Raw genomic sequence first — 22,156 nt, forward strand, 5'->3', positions numbered from 1 at the left:
GCACCGTCCCCCAAGAAATTTACCAGCGGTCGCGATCACCTGCGGCACGATCACGCGCCTGCCCGGTATCAGGTGGAACGTGGCGGATTGGGCGTTTGGGCTGACGGGCACCTTTTTCATCGAACAGGTCGGAAAGTTCACGCAGCATCGCGCCACCCAGTTCCTCGGGATCGTTGATGGTCACGGCACGCTGGTAATAGCGTGTCACATCATGACCAATCCCGATTGCCATCAGTTCGACCGGTGACTTGGTTTCAATCCAGTCGATGACTTCACGTAAATGCCGTTCAAGGTAATTACCCGAATTGACCGAAAGCGTTGAATCATCGACCGGGGCACCATCGGAAATCACCATCATGATCCGACGCTGCTCGGAACGACCCAAAAGACGTTCGTGCGCCCACAGAAGCGCCTCACCATCGATGTTTTCCTTAAGCAACCCTTCGCGCAGCATCAAGCCAAGGTTCTTGCGCGCACGACGCCACGGCGTATCGGCCGCCTTATAGATGATATGACGCAGATCATTGAGACGCCCCGGTTTTGGCGGTTTATCCTGTTCGACCCAGCGTTCACGCGACTGCCCGCCTTTCCACTGACGGGTGGTGAAACCTAGAATTTCGACCTTCACCCCGCAGCGTTCCAGCGTACGGGCAAGAATATCAGCCGACAGGGCCGCAATCGTAATCGGACGACCGCGCATGGAGCCGGAATTATCAATCAGAAGGGTGACAACCGTATCGCGGAAATCAGTATCCTGTTCCTGTTTGAACGACAGGGACGTGGATGGAGTCGAGACAATCCGGGCCAGCTTGGCGGCATCGAGAATGCCTTCTTCAAGGTCGAAGTCCCAACCACGGTTTTGCTGCGCCATCAGGCGGCGCTGCAACCGGTTGGCCAAACGTGACACCACGTTTTGCAAATTCGCCAGCTGCTTATCAAGCATGGCCCGCAGACGGGAAAGTTCCAGCCCTTCGCACAGCTCATCAGCCGTGACGATTTCATCGAACTCACGCGTGAACGGCTCATACCCACGTTCAAGCGGCTCATTGCGACCATCAAACTCAGGTTGTTCACCCGGTCCGGCAGGCTGTTCTTCCTGCGACATGGCTTCAAGCTGCTGATCGTCGATATCGCCTTCACCGGCTTCGGCGTCTTCGGTGCCGGCATCCTGCTGATCGTCACTGCCATCGGGTTCAGAATCGTCGTTCTGCCCCTGCTGGCCGCCCTGACTTTCCAGATCCTCCTGATCAGGATCGTTTTCGCCACCTTGTTCCTCGTCATCCTCGCTATCCTGATCGGGTGGAGAATCGTCGCCAAGGTCATCTTCAAGCGACAAATGATCGAGCAAACGGCGCATGCTGCGCGCAAAAGCGTCCTGATCATCAAGAACATCGCGCAGATCGCCAAGGTCGGCCCCGGCCTTGTCTTCGATATGCGACCGCCACAGATCAATCAGTGGCTGTGCTGATTCAGGGGCTTTTTCGCCCGTGAAGACTTCACGGGCGAGCATACCGATGGCATCGGCAAACGGTGCGTCTTCGCGTGCGGTCAGCCGGTGATATCCTTTGGCGTGACAATCCTGTTCGAAATGTTCGCGCAGGTTTTTACGCACACCGGGAAAATACCGCGATCCCACCGCTTCGCAGCGCGCAGTTTCAAGTGCGTCATAAACAGCCTGTGCTTCGGCGGTTTCGGGCATACGCCGGGCGTGCAATGCCGCATCATGATGGCGCATTTTAAGCGCCCAACCATCTGCAACACCGCGCAAATCAGCAACTTCGCCCTTTGGCAGGGCTTGCTTGGGCATCGGCAGACGGACATGTTCACCATATCCGCCGGGTCGACCACCTTTGACAAAGCCTACTTCCAGATCATTACGCCCGGCAAGCGCGCGAAACGTCGCCGCCGTGCCGCGCAAAAACCCGGAAAGAGCCTCATCATTTTTCATTGTCTCACCCGCCTTGGGAACCAACTCGCCGATCTGCTTTAATGCCATGGGACCGCTGCTTAACGAACCATCACATTAATGGCTTCTTCAGGCAGTTCTTCGCCAAAGCACCGTTGATAGTATTCAGCCAGAATCGGTCGTTCGACTTCATCGCAACGGTTCAGGAACGTTACGCGGAAGGCATAAGACATATCACCAAAAATCTTGGTGTTCTCCGCCAGGGTGATCACGGTACGTGGGCTCATCACGGTTGAAATATCCCCGGCAACAAACCCGTGCCGCGTCAGGTTGGCAAGCGCAACCATGGCTTCGATTTTCGAACGGCCTTCAGGTGTATCAAAATCAGGCACCTTGGCGGCGATGATGTTGGTTTCATCTTCGACCGACAGATAGTTCAGGGTCGCAACAACCGACCAACGGTCCATCTGCGCCTGGTTGATCTGCTGGGTACCGTGGTAAAGGCCAGTGGTATCGCCAAGGCCAACCGTGTTCGAGGTTGCGAACAGGCGGAAGTGTGAATGCGGATGAATGACCTTGTTCTGATCAAGCAGGGTCAATTTACCGTCAACTTCCAAAACACGCTGGATGACAAACATCACATCCGGGCGACCGGCATCATATTCGTCAAATACCATCGCGACCGGGCGTTTGAGCGCCCACGGCAAAATACCTTCGCGGAATTCGGTAACCTGTTTGCCATCCCGCAGAACAATCGCATCCTTACCGATCAGGTCAATACGGCTGATATGGCTATCAAGGTTCACGCGTACACACGGCCAGTTCAAGCGTGCCGCCACCTGTTCGATATGGGTCGATTTACCCGTGCCGTGATACCCTTGGATCATCACACGGCGATTGTGGGCAAAGCCCGCCAAAATCGCCAATGTGGTATCGCGGTCAAACCGATAGGTCGGATCAATCGCTGGCACATGTTCGCTGCCCTGACTAAAGGCAGGAACGTCCATATCGGCATCAATCCCGAACGTATCACGGACGGAAATGGTGGTATCAGGCGTGTCCAGCGGATGTTCGGCTGCTGCACCTGTCGCTTCGTAACCTTGGCTCATAAGTACTCGCGCATTATCTTGGACCGACGCTGGTGGCGCGGTCGTTTCATTAAACTTGCTCATTAATAGCGGCTAAGTCGCATCACACAAAGGGAAGATGCGCAAAAAATCTCTATTACCGCAAAAGGATTAATCGATAAGCCATCCTACGGGCCGGTTCGACAATCGGATTTAACAAAAATCCACTCAGGATCAAAGTGAAACACGCGATTCAAGATCGCGGATATAGCTCATCAAGGACGAATAAGCCGCACTGATCATTTTAAACCGCTCTTCTGCCACTTTATCCCCGCCATTTGCGTCCGGGTGATACTTCTTTGACAGGGCCTTATACTTGGTTTTCAACTCGTCTCGGGTGAACGGCCAGCCAAGATCAAGCGTCGCCATCGCCTGTTGTTGCTCGGACGGCATGCCAAGCGCCCCTGCACGGCGCTGAGCTTCTTCGCTTTTGCGTTTTTGCTCTGCGCGCGCCCGGTCATCGGCACCGGGGCCATGATGGGTTTGATCGCCGTCTTCATTGAAAAAGCCGAACCCGTCCCGGAATTTGAAATTAAACGGCTTTTTGGACCCGCGAATGTGACCGAACTGCCAAGTGGGGCGCTGCCAGTGCGTATCACGGCGCATGTCACTTTCAATATCTTCGGCCTTCATGCCGGCATAGTAATTCCAGGATTTGTTGTATTCGCGCACATGCTCGAGGCAGAACTGATAATACTCACTCAGCTTGCGATCTTTGGGCGCACGAAATTCCCCATGACCGTCACAGTCTGGCCAATCGCATTCGGGCAAGACCGGTTCGTCATGGTAAAGTGTTCTGCGCTTGTTGCGGTGTCCTCGGTTCATGTGCGTCTATATGTTCTGGATATCGCTGCTCGCAATATCATACGGTTCGATTAAATGCGATAAAAGGCTTGAAAAACTGCCGTCGCATGACAAAACGTCACCCTACGTTTCGTTTTTTGCAGTGATCTGCAAACATCCAATGGAAATAGAGGCTCTTATCATGCAGATCGCCAATCAGATCCGTGACATCCTGACCAAAGAATTTACCCCGGCCAAACTCGAAATCATCGACGATTCGTCGAAACATGCCGGTCATTCGGGTGCAGACCCGCGTGGCGAGTCCCATTTTTCAGTTCTGGTTGTCTCTGACAAATTTGACGGGGAAAACCGCGTCAGCCGTCAGCGACTTGTTTATAGCGCCCTTGATCAGCTTCTCAAGGACCGGGTCCATGCGCTCGCCCTGAAAACCATGACCCCGGCAGAGTACGAAGCAGTAGCGGCACAAAGAAATCCATAAGGCGATTTCCACATTGTGAAATCAACCTAGACGATCCTTCCCTTTAAGCGCATTGCTTTAAGAACAAGCCACGCCTGCAACCATTGCAGGCGTGGCACAGATACCGGTCAATGGTATCTGGTTTAAACGGGAGGACTATGTAATGAACAAGCGCCTCATCGGGGCGACCATTGCCCTTGTCTTATCCGGTACCGCACATGCGCAAGCACCTGCGCCGGACAATCTCGAAAAGCTCTCAAACTTCCAATCAACCGGAACGACAGAATTCACCGTCATTGAACAGGGTGGCGACTATGCCGCCGGGATCAAAAAGACCCTTGAAGGCATCACATTGCCGCCCGGGTTCAAGATTGGTCTCTATGCCATTGTTCCCGACGCCCGCCATATTGCCGTTGGCCCACAAGGGGTTGTTGTCTTTGTTGGCACCCGCAAAGACAAGGTCTGGTCGGTTACCGACCGCAACAAGGACCGCGTCGCCGACGAGGTGAAAGATTTTGCTCCATCACTTCGTTTTGCCATCCCGAACGGTCCATGTTTCTCGCCCGACGGCATGCTGTATATCGCCGAGCAGAACCGCGTCCTGACCTTCCCGGCAGCCGAATTTTTCTATGAAAGCCCGGACGTCGCGGCATTCAATGTCATCAAGCAAGGCGATCTGGTTCCGCCAGCAGAAGAAAGCTATAACCACACCGCACGTGTTTGCAAACTCGGTCCGGACGGGAAACTTTATATCTCGCTCGGCCAGCCGTTTAACGTGTCCCCGCCTGACAAACTTGATCTGTATCGCGATCACGGGATCGGCGGCATCATCCGTATCAATACCGATGGTACCGACCGCGAGGTTTATACCTATGGGGTGCGTAATTCGGTTGGTCATGACTTCCATCCGGAAACCGGCGAATTGTGGTGGACCGACAATCAGGTCGATGGCATGGGCGATGAAATTCCGCCCGGCGAAATCAACCATCAAACCGCAGCAGGCCAGCATTTTGGCCATCCATGGTATGGCGGCGGTGATGTCCGCACCAATGAATATGCCGGACAGGACGTCCCCTATGACGTCGTAATGCCAGCGGTCGAAACCGTTGCCCATGCCGCCGACCTTGGCATGAGCTTCTATACGGGCAAGATGTTTCCCGCCAAATACAAGAACGCCATATTCTCGGCCCAGCACGGGTCATGGAACCGCACGACACCGGTCGGTGCGCGTGTGATGGTGACCTTTATTGATGCCGAAGGAAACGCCAGCATCGAACCCTTCGCCGAAGGCTGGATTGACGAGAATGACGAATATCTCGGCCGTCCGGTAGATGTCGCCCAACTGCGCGATGGTTCGATCATTGTTTCAGATGATCTTGCCGGTGCACTGTATCGCATCTGGTATGAGGGCAATTGATGCGTATTCTAATGATCGTGCTCCTCGGCGGGCTTTTGCCCGCCGGGGTTCTGATCGCCCAAAACTCCGACGTCCCCGCCTCTGACGCCACCGCCAACCAAATCACCGGCGACTTGAAAGATGGCCGCAAGGTTGCGGGCATGTGCCGAACCTGTCACGGGCTGGATGGCAAGGCCCGCATTCCGATTGCACCACATATTGGCGGGGAAACCGTTGACTATCTGATGGCGCAATTGCACGCGTTCAAAAGCGGCGAACGCGAACATGAAATGATGACTGTGGTTGCGCGCGGATTATCCGACGACCAAATCAGGGATGTCGCAACATGGTTCAATCATTTTGACGTTGTGACCACATTACCTGCAGACAAGACAGAAGACGACGCACCGGGGCTATGTGTTGGCTGTCATGGCGCAAACGGTATTTCGGATTTGCCCGACGCCCCCAATTTGGCCGGGGAAACCAACATTTACATCGAAACCCAGATCAAGGCATTCCGGACAGGTAAGCGCACCCATGACGTCATGACCCCGATTGCCAAAGATATGACAGACGCTGAAATGCAGCAGGCATCGGACTGGTATAGCCAGATCGATATCAAGATCAGTGATCCATCGGGAAAATAAATCACCAATCAAAGGGCAGATTGGAAAGCTTAGCTTTCGGGGCGCAATGCTGCTGACACATCCAAACCAACGGTAAGTGCCGCCATGACGTTGCCGGTATCCGGATCAATTAAAGGAACGGTAATCTGCGACAGGAACGAACGGGTTGAGCCATCAAAAAGGATGTCGTCAATCTGCGCATGGCCGCGGTTGAGGTTGTCGGTCATTTGGAATTTCGTCTCGTCTGACTGATCAAAGTCCGACGTCACCCGGTTCATGCCGATCACTTCGCCACGAAGATTGAAAACAAAGGCTTCCGCAACGTGACCACCCGATGCCTGTTGGAATTCCCGCAAATATTGCGACAGGTCGTTTTCCAAGATGTCGGACGCCGCAAGACTGATGTCACCGTTGCGGACTTTGGCGATCCATTCAACATCAAGCAGTTTACGGGTTTCTGTGTCGTAGGTTGCACTATCCAGTTCGGTGCGAATTTTTGTGATCAGCTCCGATGCGCCCGCCAGTTTTTCTATTGATGGCAATTGATCACGTTCAATCGCCGCCCTTTCCCATGGCTCCAGATTCATCGGAACGGTTTCACAAAATTCCAGATTGTCGTTTAAATCATTCAACATCTTGGGGAATTTTTGCAGATACACTTTTGAAAAATAGACCACCAACGGTGCATAGCGTTCAAAGCGCAGTTCAAAATTCTCCGACCCTAAGCCAAGCTCATTACGGGCAGCTTCGAAACTTTGTTTATCAACCAGCGCATATTCCACATGACCTGCCATAACTTGCGAAACCAATGATGAGAACGATGGCGCACGGTTAATGTCAGCGTAACCTTCTTCCAGAAGCCATTCGGCTTCATTCGACCCAAGAATGGCACCAACGGCAGACATGTTAACGGGTTTAGTCTGCAAGCCAGAACGGGGATCGTTTTCACTGAACCGCTTGGAAATCCAGACCCATTTTTCCAGTGCCAGCGGATAAGATGGCACAGCGTATTCGTCCATGAACGGGCTAAGGCGAGCAAGGAAAAAGCCATCGGCCCTGCCATTTCGGACCATTTCGCGATTTCGCTGGCGCGGGGCAACCGCAAGCCCGTATCCAATACCAATCCGGTCAAAGGCACAATTAAGCACGGCAATGGAATAACCGCTTAGCATACCGTCCTGTAATTCCTGATACGGCGGTTGAAGGTTGGTTTGCAGGATCAAAAACGTATCCATACCGTCGCCAGTCGTCTGGCCGACTTCTACGACAGGAAAGGCAAGTTCTTGTGCCGATGCGAGCGGGGCATTACCAACACCGGTCACCCCGCAGCCCAACAACACCGTCAGCATCCCGCGGACGAACACATCGCGCAAACCTGTATCGTTAGGCAACATGGGTTCTTTTCTGCATCGCGAAGACATCATCGGTCGCCTGACAAACGCTGTGGTTGTGACCTTAATGATATTGGAAATCTGCAAGGTACTTGCAAGACAATGCCGGTTTTGTTTTCAGAGCTCCCGCAGGCTGTCGTCATCTTCGTCAATCGGTTCATCACCAGTATAGAAACTTGGTGCAATGCGCTTGACCGCAGCACCATCACTGCGCCAGCCATGACAGGTATTGATCAGCGGCATTTTTCGTTTCTTTGGCGTGGCATCACTGGCGGGATCGGGACCTTCACCCGCCGCCAGTTCCGCTAGGCGTTTTTCTTCGGCCTCACGCGAAAGGATCGGAAAGATTGTCTGAAAGGCCGTGGTCGCCACGGGCCCCATCAATTCGGTCAGATGCGTGCATCCGTGAATGCCGCCAACCCGGTCTCTGATCTGCTTTCTAAGACCCGGACCAAGTTTCAGCCCAACCAGGTTTTCATATGCCGGTGCAATCGCATCACATGCATTGAACGGCGCATAATCAGTGACGGCTTCGACCGTACGAATCACAAGATCATCGCCAACTGTCACCCGCAGCCACATTTCATGAACCGGCACACCGGGCGGGATTTCGCCGCGGTCGTTGTTGGCAAATCCGTATGTTTTGGTATCGGTGATATGACCTTCGATATCCCACAAACCATCTGTGCGGCGAAAACCCTGACAGGTCACAGTACGGGTGTGAATATGTTCGCGGGCGGCGGGGCTGGATAATGGCATGGGGCTATCTCTCCTTTACGTAAACGTAAAGTCCTTCACCCATGTGATGTCAAGTAGCAAAGTCCTGATTTGCCAAATCATTCCACACGATGACGGGAACCACGCCCACGTCATCGCGAAAGAATGAAGATAAAAAATTAAGCTAAATAAGCGTGTTAAGGCGCCTATGCCACGCCGTAATCCGACCCGAAGATGAACTTTTCGCGTTCGCGAACGTCTTCTTCAAGTTGGGCTTTAACCACGTTAAACAGATCACGGATCGAAACCATGCCAATCACCACATCCCCGTCGACAACCGGCAGATGGCGATAACGACGTGCACTCATAAGTGCCAGCGCATTCATTGCGGTATCGTTTGGTCCCAGCGTATCGGGATTTGCTGTCATGACTTTTGAAAGTGGTGTGGTGGCTGGATCTTCACCCTTTGCGACCACACGGTTCACAAGGTCGCGTTCGGTGAAAATACCGGCGAGCTTTGCCGCGTTATCGACAATGACAACCGCGCCGATTTTTCGTTCCGACATCATGTTGACGGCATCCATCACGGAATCGGCTGGGTTAAGGGTCGCGATGGATTGTTCCTTGACCACGCCTGGTACGATTTTCGTATCCATGCTTCTCTCTCTGCAGATTGATGTTGCCACATGTCCAAACCCGATCAGATCATCTGGTGCTGCGCGATGAAACGCAGTGGACCTTATTTTAAAATGGTCCTGCGATCTTTTGGGTCAAGAGCTCAAACCTGATTTTAACCCATAAGTCGAAAAACTTAAAACTGTTTACGTCAAAACGGGAAATCAAAGCACGGCAACACCACCGGCAAAGAACGACCGCCTATTCGCGGTCGTCGGTGGTAAGGTCTGTCACTTCACGCATGCGGATGCGGGTGACCTGATTGCGAATTCGGCGCAGAACTTCGAATTCAAATCCGTGGAAACGGAACTGCTGACCGACATCGGGAATGCGTCGGGTCTCATACAGTAACAATCCTGCGACCGTTGCGGCCTCTTCGTCGGGCAGACGCCATGCGAAACGACGGTTCAGGTCCCGGATGGTCACATCACCGCGCACAATGACCGATCCGTCGGTTTGCGGCTGTACACCAATCACTTCGACATCGGTTTCATCGGCGATATCACCCACGATTTCCTCAAGGATGTCTTCGAGTGAAACCACACCTTCAAACGCACCGTATTCATCAACAACAATTGCGAAATGCTCGTGGCGCTCCTTGAACGCCTTAAGCTGATCGGCAAGGGTCGTTGAATCGGGGATGAACCATGCCTCAGAACTCAGTTCACGGACTTCTTTTGCCGTCGCCGGTTTGGCGCCGCGCACGACCGCCTTTAACACTTCGCGGGCATGCAGAACGCCAACGATGTTATCGGGGTCTTCCTCATAAATCGGAATACGGGTGTGCGGACTGGCCAGAACTGTATCAAGGATTTCGTCCATCGGACGGGTGATGTCGATCATCTGCACCTTGCGGCGATGCACCATGATTTCCCAGACGCCAACGTCTTCAAGATCAAGCACGCCATGCAACATCGTGCGTTCAGCATGATGGTCACCGACAACAACGTCATCGGCATGCAGTTCAATCGCACCGCGCAATTCACGTTCGCTGTCCATGCCCGGGCCTTCGCCGCTGCCAAACAGGCGCAGGGTTGCCTGAACAATCACCTGAATGCTTTGGGTGATGGGTGCAAAAACAACCACCAGAATACTCATCGGGCGGGCCACACGCAGCGCCATGGTATCGGCATGCTGAAGCGCATAGGTTTTTGGCAGAATTTCCGAAAACACCAGAACAAGTGCGGTCATGGCGATGGTGGCGTAAACGACACCGTTCTCACCAAACAGCTCAATCATCACCGAAGTCGCAAGGGCAGAGGCCAGAATATTGACCATATTATTGCCCAGCAAAATCGCCCCTAGCAAACGCTCCTGATACTGGCGCAACCGGTTAACCGTCGCGGCTCTAAGATCGCCATCCTGTTCCTTGTGATGCATGACCGGACGCGACGCTGCCGTAAGCGCGGTTTCCGAGCCAGAGAAAAATGCCGACAACATCAGCAGGAAAAAAATCACGACAATCGTGATTGTCATTCAGGGCCGTCTCCAAAGAGTGATCGCAACCGGACAACTTTGTCCGTAAATCACTTGTAAGGTCAATTGTCGCTACGTCAACGACTTCACAAGTCTGGTCGTTAAAACGACCAGACAGAAACAATCAGATTAATATGGATCGTACGACGCTTAGCCGCGGCATGACCGGGTAATGGCCGCGCGCATTTTGTCCACATCCATCGCCTTGGATGTAAACGCCTTGCCAATACCACGTGTCATGACAAACGTGATCTCGCCGTCGCGGACCTTTTTGTCACGCGACATATGACTGATGACCTTGTCGATATCCCAGTGCATGCCCGAAACTTCCGATGCGCATACCGGCAAACCGACCGATTTCAAATGTGCGACAATGCGGTCTTTTTCACCTGCGGGTGCCATACCCATGGCACCACACACGTCATGGGCAATCACCATGCCCATGGCAACCGCTTCACCGTGCAGAAGTTTCTGCCCATAACCCGTTTCGGCTTCAAATGCATGACCGAATGTATGACCAAGGTTAAGCAATGCGCGTTTGCCGCCTTCGCGTTCATCTTCGGACACGATGCGGGCCTTTGCCGCACAGCTTTTAATCACAGCCTGACGGCGCTCAGGCCCATCGGTATCGATGACCGCCTGCCCGTTTTCTTCAAGCCACGCAAAGAAGTCCGGATCATCAATCAGGCCGTATTTGGCAACCTCGGCATAGCCAGCGCGCATTTCACGTGGCGACAATGTGTCGAGAACGGCGGTATCGGCCAGAACAAGACGCGGTTGATGGAACGCACCGACAAGGTTCTTACCCGATTTGGAATTAATACCGGTTTTCCCGCCGACAGAACTATCGACTTGTGACAAAAGCGTCGTTGGGATTTGCACGAAATCAAGCCCGCGCAGCAATGAAGCCGCCACATATCCGGCCAGATCGCCAACAACCCCACCGCCCAATGCGATGATCACGGTCGACCGTTCAATTCCCATCGCCAGTATCTGTTCGACGACATCTGCGAACGTGGCAAAACTTTTAGATTTTTCACCCGACGGTACGACAACTTCACGGTGCGCGATGCTTGCACCATCAAGGGACGCCAGAACCGTGGGCAGATGTTTGTCGGCAACGACCGCATCGCTGATGACGACAACCCCGGCTTTACGCACGAAAGGTGCTATGTATTTGGCGGTATCGGCCAAAAGGTTGCTGCCCACAAGAATGTCGTAGCTGCGCGCGCCAAGTTCAACGCGAAGAGTGTCGTGATTGCTCACTGTGTTAGATTCCTGTTCTGATCAAATTGCCGTCATCGTCAAAGGACTTGGCCATCAGTTCAAGAACTGCGTCACAGGTTTCTTCTTTGGACGATTCATCACAATCAAAGATGATGTCGGCCCCGGCATAAATCGGGTAACGGGTCTCAATGAAATCTGCGAGAATCTTGCGCGGGTTGCCCCGGTTCAACAACGGACGATGAGTCCGTCCACTTGTCCGTTGCAACAGCAATTCAAGATCGGCACGCAGCCACACTGATACAGATTTTTCGAGAATGAGTTTTCGAGTGCGTTCACGAATAAAGGCCCCGCCGCCAGTGGCCAGCACGAGTTGCTCACCTTCGAGCAAGCGGGCAATCACACGCTCTTCGCCGTCGCGAAATGCTTCTTCGCCATACAGCTTGAAGATATCAGCAATCGAGCAGCCAGCGGCTTCTTCTATTTCGCGGTCGGCATCGACAAAATCCTGATTCAGTTCCTTGGCGACCATACGGCCAATACAGCTTTTTCCTGCACCCATGAGGCCAATGAAAACCAAAGGGTAACCCTTAAGGCCCCGGCGGATTTTGGCAATCACATCTTCGTGCAAACCCGACTCGGCAATGTTGCTCTCCATGTTCGGTTTGCAGTCCTGTAGTTCATCTGGTTTCAACAAAATTTACCTAATTCTTTAGGCCAGCTTAGCCTCGAACGCAAGCGAACCGCACGCTCTTTACGACAATTTACCGCGTAAAATTGTTCTCGCACGTTATATGCAGCGATTATGAATGCGGATCAGACAATTGTTCTTTGCGACTTTGCTGTTAACGCTCTGTGAGGAACCGACACCTATACTGCCTTGAAGTTGCCGAAATAGAATGTCATCCAGCCCGTTGAACATAAACCTGTATCACGGCACGGATGAGGCAAAGCCAAACAGTCCAAAGCGGGATTTTGCCCGATTGGGTATATCGCTGTTTGCGTATCTTGCATCTTTCTGCTTCGTCAGCATACTGGTAGACGCGTCATTCGCACAAACGCATCGAAGTCTGGATAAAAATGAAGATCTTATCGCGTATTATTCTGTTGCTGGTCCTTGCTGTAATCGTCGGCGGCGCCGTTTTCCTGGTCACCTGGGATATTCCGGCCCCAACCAGCCAAATCGAAGAAACCATCCCGAATTCGAGGTTCAATTAAGATGACATTGCGTTCCCGCCTGTTACTGCAGACCTGTTTGCTGGCAATGATGACGGGAACCGGACTTGCGCCGGGAACCGCCAATGCCCAGAATTCAGCGCCTGTGCCCTTGTTTTTAAAACAGGAAGCACAGCAAGATGCAGTAACTCAACCCGGGAACGACATGCCTGCCAACAATGGCACAACCGGGTCAAACCCCGGTGGATTTGGGTCGGGTTCAACGTCTGTTAACAGTTTCCCGTCTGATCCAAATGCAGTTCAGTCCGTAACCCTTCAGGCTATTGATGCCGAAGCAGTCGGCACCCTTGATCCGTCGCAGGGTGGTCTTGGTGTTGATATGTGGAACGGCACGACACGTAAATCAGCTGCCAAGCTGGTTTCGGAACTTCCCGCCACCCCGGCCACACATACCGCACGTGATTTGCAACAACGGCTGTTACTGTCGGTGGCCGCCCTGCCGCAAGACACGCCCAAGGTCAGCCTGCTTGAGGCTCGCGTTGCCAAACTGATCAACATGGGTGCGCTTGACGGCGCAATTGATTTGGTCCGCGCAACCCCGCAAGGATCGCGTGGGGCCATGCTGGCACAGGCCGAAGTTAACGCGCTTCTGATTGCCGGACGCATCGATGATGCCTGTGCCACGATTGAAAGCTACAGCGCCAGTTACGATGAAATGTTCTGGCTAAAAGCAGCAGCCATGTGCGCGCTTCATGCCAATGATCCGACATCTGCGGCATTTTCGGTCGACCTTGTCCGTGAAATGGACGGCGAAAGCGACGCAACATTCTTTGGTCTGGTCGCGGCCATTCGCGGTGGAACGGCGGTTGATGCCGATCTTCTGACTGATTTACGCCCGATTGATATCGCGCTTTTATCTATCGCCAAACAATCCATCCCGGAAAGTCAGCTTGAAACCGGAAATGCGGTGTCCATCATTGGCCTCACCAACGCGGTTGCAACCCCGACCGATGTGCGCCTTGAAGCCGCCCGCAAGGCCGAAAATCTTGGCCTGATTAGTGCCCAACAGCTTGGCGATATTTATAGCGCGGTTAATTTCGATCCGGCCGATCTTGAAAATGCCCTAGATGATGCCGCCGAAGGCGTTCAGGCCCGTCAGTACGCCAAACTTTATCAGGCTGCCGCAAAAAGCGATGTGCCTGCCGTACGTGCAGAAATACTCGCAGCCCTTTTTGAAACCGCCCAGATCGAAGGCGATTTCCTTCAGGCTGCGCGGCTTTGTGCGCCACTGGTGGAAGAAATTCCGATAAATGGTGATTTCTCTTGGTTTGCAATCACGGCCCTTAAGACATCGATCGCGGTTAACAGCATCGAACGTGCGGCAAGCTGGCTTCAGGTTGCCAAGTCTTCGGCAAATCCCGGCAATGATATTTCGTCGCGCTTGAGCCTGCTTTACCCTGTTCTCGCGATATCGGGTCTCGAAGACACCGGCGCGCCAAAACCAAACGATGATGCCGTTCAAGTCAATCAGGACGTCATGAATGGCGCGACCACCAATCAACCACGTTTTGGTCTGGGTGGTGCAGTAACACCGGCGCCGACACAACCATCGCAAACGGTCGATCTACAGGCCTTAACCGATCATCGGTCCCGCATGACCGAATGGCAGGAAATACAAGCAGCCAGTTCCGATCAGGCAGCAGCGCGACGTAATGCGGAACTGGTTTTCAACCTGTATGACGGATTTGGCATCGAGGTTCCCGAAGGGGCGTGGAACAGCTTGCTGATTGCACCTTATGCCGAAGAACGCACAACCATCAGCAGTGTAGTCAATCATTACCTGCGCGTTGGCGCAACCGGCAATCAAAAGGCAAAAACCGTCGCAATGGCCATTCAGGCACAACAGATTTCAACCATGCCAAATGCCGATCCAAAGGCACTTGCCGATACGGTTGCCGCCCTGACGATGGTTGGCCTTCAAGCAGATGCACAGCACTTGGCCGTTGAGCTTCTTCTGGCCTCTGATCGGTAACGGCACGTGCAATGACAAAGGCACCTGCAAGCGCGTTGATTTCGGCCTTTCTTGAAATGATGGCGGCTGAACGCGGGGCCAGTCCACATACGCTTGATGCCTATCGCCGCGATCTTGACGATTATGTTGGATCGTTAAAGGCAGGAAAATCTGATCCTGTGTCGGCGGGTGATGGTGATATGCGGCGCTATATGGCCGAACTCGGTGCGGCCGGGCTTGCGCCACGCACACAGGCACGGCGACTTTCAGCCGTCCGGCAATTTCACAAGTTCCTGTATTCCGACGGATATCGCAACGAAGACCCATCGGCCAATATCGACAGTCCCCGGCAAGGCCAGACCTTGCCAAAGTTCCTGACGATCGATGAAATTGATCGCCTGATTACGGCAGCATCCAACCATTCCGGCATTAAAGGCAAACGTCTTTTGGCGATGGTCGAATTGATGTACGCCACAGGCATGCGGGTTTCCGAACTGGTTGAACTGCCCTATGCGGCGGCGGCACGCGATCCCCAAATGCTGATTGTCAGGGGCAAAGGCGACAAGGAACGTCTGGTGCCCTTATCCGATCCGGCCCGTGATGCCCTGCGTGACTACATTTCGGTGCGCGATGCTTTTATTCCATCAGACAAATCCGACGGCCATGCAAACCGCGCCGGGCAATCCTCATACCTTTTCCCGTCACGTGGAAAAACCGGGCATCTGACCCGGCAAATGTTCCTGAACATGATCAAGGATCTGGCGGTTGATGCAGGTGTGGCACCGTCACGGGTATCCCCGCACGTTTTGCGTCATTCCTTTGCCAGCCACCTTTTGGCCAACGGGGCGGATTTGCGCAGTTTACAAAAAATGCTCGGCCACTCGGATATTTCAACCACGCAAATTTATACTCATGTTCTCGAGTCACGGTTGCGCGGGCTGGTGCAGGAACATCATCCACTGGCACATATGACCAAAACCGAGTAACGCACGCAGCCCCGCAAGATTTGTCTACTCCGTTCGTATAGGTAAACGACGGTCATTTTACGAAGAAATGCACGTTTTCTGCGGTTGTCATATATCAGTAACCGTACTGTCATCAAGTTGTTGCCAAACCTGAGCTAGAGCAAATCAAACAAAAACTGTCTTTATCCTATTCAGTAGGGAACGAAAAACATTTTGGCAAATCGGGGAACTGCATTGGCTCATAATGCAGACAACGCAGTGACAACCAACAGACCCACCGCCCAGCCTGCCGTGCTTCGAAACTGGCAACAGGTTGTCGACAAAGTCGACTTTGCCTTCCAGCCGATTGTCAGCCCGCACACTGGGCATGTTTTTGGTTATGAAGCGTTGCTACGGCGTTGGGATAGTGCCGGGTTCGCATCCATTCAGGCCCTGTTTGATACGGCTTGGGAAACCGGAAATCTGCACAGCGTTGATATGATGCTGCGTGAAAAGGCGATTAAAAAGTTTGCCCGCCTCCCCGGTGCCACGCGCCTGAAACTGTTTTATAATTTTGATAACCGCGTCATTAAGACCGAAGATTATCAACCTGGGCAAACTGCAAAATTGCTATCGGATGCCGGGCTTGAGCGCGACACGATCTTTCTGGAAATTTCTGAACGTCACGACATCAGCAACGCCCAATATCTTCAGGACATTTTGGTCCGCTATCGCAGTCAGGGCTTTAAAATTGCCATTGACGATTACGGCAGCGGCTTTGCCCAATTGCGCGCGATCTATGAATGCGAGCCTGATATCATCAAGATTGACCGGTTCTTCATCGACGGCATCGACCGCGATCGTCGCAAGGAACTGTTTGTCACGCAAATCAACGCATTTGCCCATATGATTGCCGCACAAGTCGTCGCCGAAGGTGTCGAAACACGCGAAGAATTCCTCTGCTGTCGCCGACTTGGCTGTGACCTTGTGCAGGGCTTTTTCCTTGCCCACCCGTCAATAGAATTGCCTGAACAAACAGACACCATCAAGATTGCGGCCGACCTTGCCGCCGACAACCGCCGACAAACCGAACGTGACGACGATGTTGTACGGTCTTACCTTCTCGATACACCCGCCCTACCAAGCGACATTAACCCGGTTGATATCCTGACCTATTTTCAACACAACCCGGATATTTCGCTGGTGCCGGTGGTTAATCAGAATGGTGAACCGCTTGGCGTGGTGCGAGATTCTGAATTCAAATCTTTCATCTACACCCCGTTTGGGCGCGAGTTGCTGCAAAATCCGGCCAACCGTACCAATATCAAACGGTTTTTGCGCCGCTGTCCGGTTGCCGATATCCGAACCAGCCTATCGGAACTGCTTGAGACCTTTGTTAACACCAAGGCAATTGACGGCGTCATCCTGACTGAGAATGGCCGATACCTTGGCGTGCTTGACCAAAGTGCGCTTTTGCATGCGGTGAATGAACGCAACACGCTAAATGCACGTGATGAAAATCCCCTCACGCGTCTTCCGGGTAATAGTGCGATTTACCGTTATGCGGCAAATGCACTGTCGAACACGCGCAAGCGCCGCTTTGCTGTCTATTTTGATTTTGACAATTTTAAACCGTTCAATGACCGCTATGGGTTCCGTCAGGGTGACCGGGCGATCCTGTTATTCAAGGATATCCTTGGCAAGGTGCTAAGCCAGAATGACTGGTTTGTCGGTCATATTGGCGGCGATGATTTCTTTGCCTATGTTCAATCGATTGATTTCGAAGAAGCCGTCGCCGCAGTTAAACGCGTTCAATCCATGTTCGATGAGCAGATCAAAAGCTTCTATGACGCCGAAACACGCGAAGCTGGATATCTGACCGGTAAGGGACGTGACGGTATTGAAGCGCGGTTTGACCTAATGAGTGTCAGCGCGGCGATGGTGCGCATTCCCCCGGAACGCAGCGACATTACCCTTGATCATATTTCAATCGCGGCCGCCAAGCTGAAGGCGACGGCAAAAAGCAGCCCCACGCGGTTCGCCAGTGCCTGTTATGAAATACCCGGTACGAGCGATGAAATTACGCATATCCCCGCCTAAAGCAGTTCGGGTTTATCGATCTTTGGTCAGTTTTCATTGAATATCGCGCGAAATGGAAGACGCCATACGGCTTTGAAAACAGCAAAATAATGCTTTTATTTATCTACGCTGCGTTTAATATCCCATCAAAATAACACCATTTTAAACGAGCATTTCACGTCGATGGTCAGCGTTTCTTCTTCATCCGACCTGCAACAAGTCATTCCGGTTCGTCCAACGCGGCCAATCGCACCGCGTCAGCAACCCCAGCAGGATCAGCAACAGCAAGACCAGATTGTCGATAAGAACAATCAGGCTGCCGTTACATCGGACGAAGAAATTGAACGCGCAGTGCGCGCCTTTGAACAGGACCGCAATCAAAAGCAACAATTTGTCCGCAATGACGCACGTGACATCGTTCTTGAAAACGATATCGAACAATTTGGCGCCACCGGATATGAGCCGTCTGGCACAGCGAATGCTGGTGCAAGCCCATCCAGTGGCCGTGGTCAGTATATCGATATCTACGCCTGATTTTCAGGCATCTCCACACGGCTGCGCTGTGCTGAATACCGCAAAGATCAGTCGGTCAGACCAACCGCTTTTTGCCAGTCATTCCAATCCCAGATCAAATCAGCCAACCGGTCATAGCCGGTCTTATCGGGATGATAGCCATCGCCACGGCGCAATGCGCGCTGCCAGGTTTCATCGGTTAGCGTCGTGCCAAGCAGATCAAGATAGGGCACATCAAACCCACGCGCCGTTTCCAGATAAATCTGGTTAAGCCCTTCAAGCCGTTCGTTGATTTCCTGACTTGATTTACCGCCATCAATCACCGCCTGCGGCCCGATCCACAGTGTCGGTGCCAGTTTAGCAGCTTCGCCAATGATCTCGGCAGCATTGCCCGCCGATTTGGCCGGTGATACCCGCATAGTGGTTTCCTCCCCCCGGTCTTCGGCATGATTGGCATCATTAACGCCAAAACTGAACAACAAGACCGACGGAAATTCGGCCACCATGCGCAGTTCGGCTTCAAACTTCCAACGTGCTTTCAGGCCCTCGGTCGTTTCAGCGCGAATGCCAAGATTATAAATGGTGGTTTCGTGCTTTGCCTCCCCCAGCAACCGGCGGCCCAATCGCATCGGCCAACCGCCTTTTTCCCCATCACGCACACCATTGACCAAACTGTCGCCAAAACAGCAAATGCGATGTCCAGTAGTAGCTTTTCTCATTATGCTTCCTGTTCGTCCGTCATCGGGTGACTGGCAAGGTATTTGATCAGTTCTGCGCTGTCGGGTTCACAGCCACGATCCAACCAATATTCTTCGGCCTGCTTTAACAGCATGCCGATTTTTGGACCAGCCGGGGCAAGCTTGGCGGCCAGAATATCGCGACCTTGGATTGGCAGGTGTATTGGCTGCCAATCAGCGGCGGTTGCAACAAGGTTTTGCCAGCCTTTGTTTTCGTCTTGGGTACACCGCGGCGGGACAGAAGCCCGCATGCTCCATGCCAAAAGAACCGCATCCCGAAAACGATCAGCCCCAATCCGATACAAATCACGTCGAACGGTATCGGCATCAAGGTCGGATTCAATCAGCGCCGCATCAGAAATCATCGCACTGAACCGATCTGTTTCGGTGTTTGACAAGCGCAAGGACCGGGCGAATTCTTCGGCGATGTTAGCGCTAACATCGTTGTCATCTGTGGGCTTAAACAGTGCTGCCAAACGTCGAAGGGGATCGGGTTGAATCGCCGGGTCGGCCAATGCGGTACTATCAAGCCATTGCATGATGCGCAGGTTTGCTGTCTGGGTCAGTTGCGGCAAGATCACGGGTAAAATATCAAACCCAATCATGTCGCCAATCGTGCCCGCCGGGCTTTTGGCCAGCAGCAACTTTAACATTTCATCGCGGATGCGCTCAGGGGAAATATCAAGTAATCCACGCGCCCCCTTGCGGCAGGCTTCGGCACCAACCGGGTCAATCGGGGGGCGGCCAAACCACGCCTGAAACCGGAAAAACCGCAAAATGCGCAAAAAATCTTCGGCGATGCGATTTTCCGCTGTGCCAATGAACCTGACACGCCCATCGCCCAGATCAGTTTGACCATCAAACGGGTCATAAAGGGTGCCGTCCAGATCGCAATAAATCGCGTTGAATGTAAAGTCCCGCCGTTTGGCGTCTTCAAACCAGTTGTCGGTAAAGGCAACTTCGGCATGACGACCATCGCTTAAGACATCAACCCGCAACGTGGTAATCTCATACGCACCGGCATCGGTGATTGCAGTCACTGTGCCATGCTTAATTCCGGTCGGGATCACACGGATGCCCACCTTTTCAAGTGCGGACGTGGTTTCATCCGGGCCAAGGTCACAGGCAATATCAACATCATGCAGATCACGTCTGAGCAACGCATCGCGTACGACACCCCCAACAAAACGGGCACGCCCGCCATGCTGTTCGATGGCATCAAACACGCGTGCCGTATCTTCCGCGACCATAATGCCATAGGGCCGCAATCTGCCTGTTGGTTCCATTCCTGTCATCGCACAGTCTTGATGTCCGTCAGTTGTCTAGGGGCAGGACCTAAGTTCAAAGGTCGTGGGGTGTTATTCCTTGGGTTCGAAATAACCCGGTTCAACAACACCGCCGTCGCCCAAAGAAGGCGCGTGATAAACCGAATCAGGCGGCGCACCAGTCCCAAGTGCCGTGTAAATAAGGATTGCTGCGGTTAACGCAACACCCGCACCAAACAGCAACAGCCACGGACCTTTGCTCCAGGGTGGCACGATATCGTGGCCTTCGCGGATGGCTTTGGCACGTGCGAATTTCAACCAGATGCCATAGATGACAAACGGCAGTATCAGGGGCAGGCCAATCTGAATGATTTGTCTTAGCATTACGCTTTTTCCCTGAACGTCATTTATGTGTGCATCTCGGTGCGCGATGCCCGCAGGACTTCGCTGAAATTAACCAGCATCCCGGCGGTCGCCCCCCAGATGTAATATTCCCGGTACGGGATGGCAAAATATCGCCGTCGTGCGCCTTCAAAGGTTACGGTTTGCAGTTTCTGGTTGCCCGGATTGAGGATGAATTCCAACGGGACTTCAAATACTTCGGCCACCTCGTGATCATCTGGTACCAGATCAAACGGCGGTGTCACAAGCCCGATCACCGGGGTCACCTGATAGCCCGTCACGGTATAATAATCATCAATACGACCAATCAGTTCAATATGGCCCCGGTTCAGGCCAATTTCCTCCTCGGTTTCGCGCAAGGCCGTTTCTTCGATGGTGGCATCGAATTCTTCCTGCCGGCCGCCGGGAAAGCTGATTTGTCCGGCGTGATCACTTAAATGATCCGTCCGACGGGTTAAAATGACATGTAATCCATTGGTCCGTTTGACAAGTGGAACCAGAACCGCCGCAGGACGGGCAATCAAATCCCCGTCAGCAAAGGCGCGCGCGCGCGATTTTGATCCGGGATAATCGACAGCGTGATCACCACGGCGCTGCACGGCATCACCGCGCGGAGCATTCAGTGCGGCAATGATTTCAGCTGGCGTCATTAAACGGTCTCCATACGGCCAATCTCAAAAAACTGTCCGTGACTATATACACCTATACTGGTCATCCCGGTCTCAGGTTCAATGATTTCCTCAGCCAATTCGACAAGTTGATAAAATACCGCCCGGTTCAGGCGCGCCTCCAGCCCGCGTTCAAGCGCGATATAAGGCGATGGTTCATCGGTTTCAGGATCATGCTCAACCCGCAATGCATGGTCCCCGTCCAGCTCGACCCATTGATCAATATTGGTGCGGAATCGAAGGATCTGATCATGGCCCGTGCCCTTGTTTTCCATCTCAACGGCAATGAATGCAACGTCTTCAACGTCAATACGCGCCATTTCAGCAGGGGTTACAAGCCAATGACCGCCTTCTTCATCACGTTGCAGGACAGAAGAAAAAAGTTTCACTAACTCAATTCGGCCAATGGGCCCACCTTGATAGAACCATGTGCCATCCCGACCTATAGACATAGGGATATCACCGCAAATCTGCGGATGCCGTCCGGTGTCGGGCTTTTGCCCGCGCAGGCGCGACCAAAGTTTTTCGGCGAGATCGGTGGTTTTTTCGTTATTGCTCATGC

At 53.0% G+C, this 22,156-nt stretch carries 21 protein-coding genes; 7 read left to right on the plus strand and 14 right to left on the minus strand.

From position 1 onward, the window contains the following. Positions 1-19: 19 nt before the first annotated feature. The 3 genes from cobT to K355_RS0107790 form a co-directional block, all read right to left on the minus strand. Positions 20-1,948, minus strand: a complete 1,929-nt coding sequence (cobT, locus tag K355_RS0107780) for a cobaltochelatase subunit CobT (protein WP_028791433.1) — start codon at positions 1,946-1,948, stop codon at positions 20-22. Between the two features lie 59 nt (positions 1,949-2,007). Continuing rightward, positions 2,008-3,015: a cobaltochelatase subunit CobS gene (gene cobS, locus K355_RS0107785; RefSeq protein WP_022731560.1), complete on the minus strand. Its 1,008-nt coding sequence runs from the start codon at positions 3,013-3,015 to the stop codon at positions 2,008-2,010. 192 nt (positions 3,016-3,207) lie between these two features. Next, a complete protein-coding gene (locus K355_RS0107790) occupies positions 3,208-3,858 on the minus strand; it encodes a J domain-containing protein (RefSeq protein ID WP_022731561.1) in 651 nt (216 codons plus the stop codon). A gap of 160 nt (positions 3,859-4,018) precedes the next feature. Here K355_RS0107790 and K355_RS0107795 point away from each other — a divergent pair, with 160 nt between their 5' ends. From K355_RS0107795 to K355_RS0107805, 3 genes are all read left to right on the plus strand, one after another. Continuing rightward, on the plus strand, positions 4,019-4,315 hold the full coding sequence (locus K355_RS0107795; protein ID WP_028791434.1) for a BolA family protein: 297 nt from the start codon (positions 4,019-4,021) through the stop codon (positions 4,313-4,315). A 142-nt stretch (positions 4,316-4,457) separates the two neighbouring features. Next, positions 4,458-5,711: a PQQ-dependent sugar dehydrogenase gene (locus K355_RS0107800; protein WP_022731563.1), complete on the plus strand. Its 1,254-nt coding sequence runs from the start codon at positions 4,458-4,460 to the stop codon at positions 5,709-5,711. After that, on the plus strand, positions 5,711-6,337 hold the full coding sequence (locus tag K355_RS0107805; RefSeq protein ID WP_022731564.1) for a c-type cytochrome: 627 nt from the start codon (positions 5,711-5,713) through the stop codon (positions 6,335-6,337). The genes K355_RS0107800 and K355_RS0107805 overlap by 1 nt, the downstream gene beginning before the upstream one ends. A 29-nt stretch (positions 6,338-6,366) precedes the next feature. Here the strand turns inward: K355_RS0107805 and K355_RS23455 are convergent, their stop codons facing one another. The 6 genes from K355_RS23455 to K355_RS0107840 all read right to left on the minus strand — a co-directional run bounded on the left by K355_RS23455 (position 6,367) and on the right by K355_RS0107840 (position 12,493). After that, complete coding sequence (locus K355_RS23455) at positions 6,367-7,710, minus strand: hypothetical protein (RefSeq protein WP_022731565.1); 1,344 nt, start codon at positions 7,708-7,710, stop codon at positions 6,367-6,369. 114 nt (positions 7,711-7,824) lie between these two features. Continuing rightward, a complete protein-coding gene (locus tag K355_RS0107815) occupies positions 7,825-8,466 on the minus strand; it encodes a DUF2889 domain-containing protein (protein WP_022731566.1) in 642 nt (213 codons plus the stop codon). Positions 8,467-8,630: 164 nt separating this feature from the next. Further along, positions 8,631-9,080 carry a CBS domain-containing protein gene (locus tag K355_RS0107825; protein ID WP_022731568.1) on the minus strand — a complete coding sequence of 150 codons (450 nt, stop codon included), beginning with the start codon at positions 9,078-9,080 and terminating at the stop codon, positions 8,631-8,633. A gap of 220 nt (positions 9,081-9,300) precedes the next feature. Beyond that, complete coding sequence (locus K355_RS0107830) at positions 9,301-10,575, minus strand: HlyC/CorC family transporter (RefSeq protein ID WP_022731569.1); 1,275 nt, start codon at positions 10,573-10,575, stop codon at positions 9,301-9,303. Between the two features lie 150 nt (positions 10,576-10,725). Then, positions 10,726-11,841, minus strand: coding sequence for a 3-dehydroquinate synthase (gene aroB, locus K355_RS0107835; protein ID WP_022731570.1), 1,116 nt, complete (start codon positions 11,839-11,841; stop codon positions 10,726-10,728). Positions 11,842-11,845: 4 nt separating this feature from the next. Further along, positions 11,846-12,493 carry a shikimate kinase gene (locus K355_RS0107840; RefSeq protein ID WP_245562922.1) on the minus strand — a complete coding sequence of 216 codons (648 nt, stop codon included), beginning with the start codon at positions 12,491-12,493 and terminating at the stop codon, positions 11,846-11,848. 525 nt (positions 12,494-13,018) lie between these two features. On the opposite strand from K355_RS0107840, the gene K355_RS0107850 reads away from it, so the two are divergent. The 4 genes from K355_RS0107850 to K355_RS0107865 all read left to right on the plus strand — a co-directional run bounded on the left by K355_RS0107850 (position 13,019) and on the right by K355_RS0107865 (position 18,543). Beyond that, positions 13,019-15,007, plus strand: coding sequence for a hypothetical protein (locus tag K355_RS0107850; protein ID WP_022731573.1), 1,989 nt, complete (start codon positions 13,019-13,021; stop codon positions 15,005-15,007). 11 nt (positions 15,008-15,018) lie between these two features. Beyond that, on the plus strand, positions 15,019-15,972 hold the full coding sequence (locus tag K355_RS0107855; RefSeq protein WP_022731574.1) for a site-specific tyrosine recombinase XerD: 954 nt from the start codon (positions 15,019-15,021) through the stop codon (positions 15,970-15,972). 237 nt (positions 15,973-16,209) lie between these two features. Then, positions 16,210-18,030, plus strand: coding sequence for a GGDEF domain-containing protein (locus tag K355_RS23460; RefSeq protein WP_245562923.1), 1,821 nt, complete (start codon positions 16,210-16,212; stop codon positions 18,028-18,030). A gap of 162 nt (positions 18,031-18,192) precedes the next feature. Further along, positions 18,193-18,543 (plus strand): hypothetical protein, encoded by a 351-nt coding sequence (locus K355_RS0107865; RefSeq protein WP_022731576.1) that lies wholly within the window; start codon positions 18,193-18,195, stop codon positions 18,541-18,543. Positions 18,544-18,590: 47 nt separating this feature from the next. Here K355_RS0107865 and K355_RS0107870 read toward each other — a convergent pair whose 3' ends face one another. The 5 genes from K355_RS0107870 to K355_RS0107890 all read right to left on the minus strand — a co-directional run bounded on the left by K355_RS0107870 (position 18,591) and on the right by K355_RS0107890 (position 22,154). Then, entirely contained in the window at positions 18,591-19,241 is a 651-nt protein-coding gene (locus tag K355_RS0107870) for a GDSL-type esterase/lipase family protein (protein ID WP_022731577.1), read from the minus strand. Then, positions 19,241-20,554 carry a CCA tRNA nucleotidyltransferase gene (locus tag K355_RS0107875; RefSeq protein WP_022731578.1) on the minus strand — a complete coding sequence of 438 codons (1,314 nt, stop codon included), beginning with the start codon at positions 20,552-20,554 and terminating at the stop codon, positions 19,241-19,243. The genes K355_RS0107870 and K355_RS0107875 overlap by 1 nt, the downstream gene beginning before the upstream one ends. A 63-nt stretch (positions 20,555-20,617) precedes the next feature. Then, positions 20,618-20,908, minus strand: coding sequence for a hypothetical protein (locus K355_RS0107880; RefSeq protein WP_022731579.1), 291 nt, complete (start codon positions 20,906-20,908; stop codon positions 20,618-20,620). Positions 20,909-20,931: 23 nt separating this feature from the next. Continuing rightward, entirely contained in the window at positions 20,932-21,576 is a 645-nt protein-coding gene (locus K355_RS23465) for a CoA pyrophosphatase (RefSeq protein WP_022731580.1), read from the minus strand. Then, complete coding sequence (locus tag K355_RS0107890) at positions 21,576-22,154, minus strand: DUF1285 domain-containing protein (protein ID WP_022731581.1); 579 nt, start codon at positions 22,152-22,154, stop codon at positions 21,576-21,578. The genes K355_RS23465 and K355_RS0107890 overlap by 1 nt, the downstream gene beginning before the upstream one ends. Between the last annotated feature and the right edge of the window lie 2 nt (positions 22,155-22,156).

This window comes from Thalassospira lucentensis MCCC 1A00383 = DSM 14000, from assembly GCF_000421265.1.
Classification (GTDB): domain Bacteria; phylum Pseudomonadota; class Alphaproteobacteria; order Rhodospirillales; family Thalassospiraceae; genus Thalassospira; species Thalassospira lucentensis.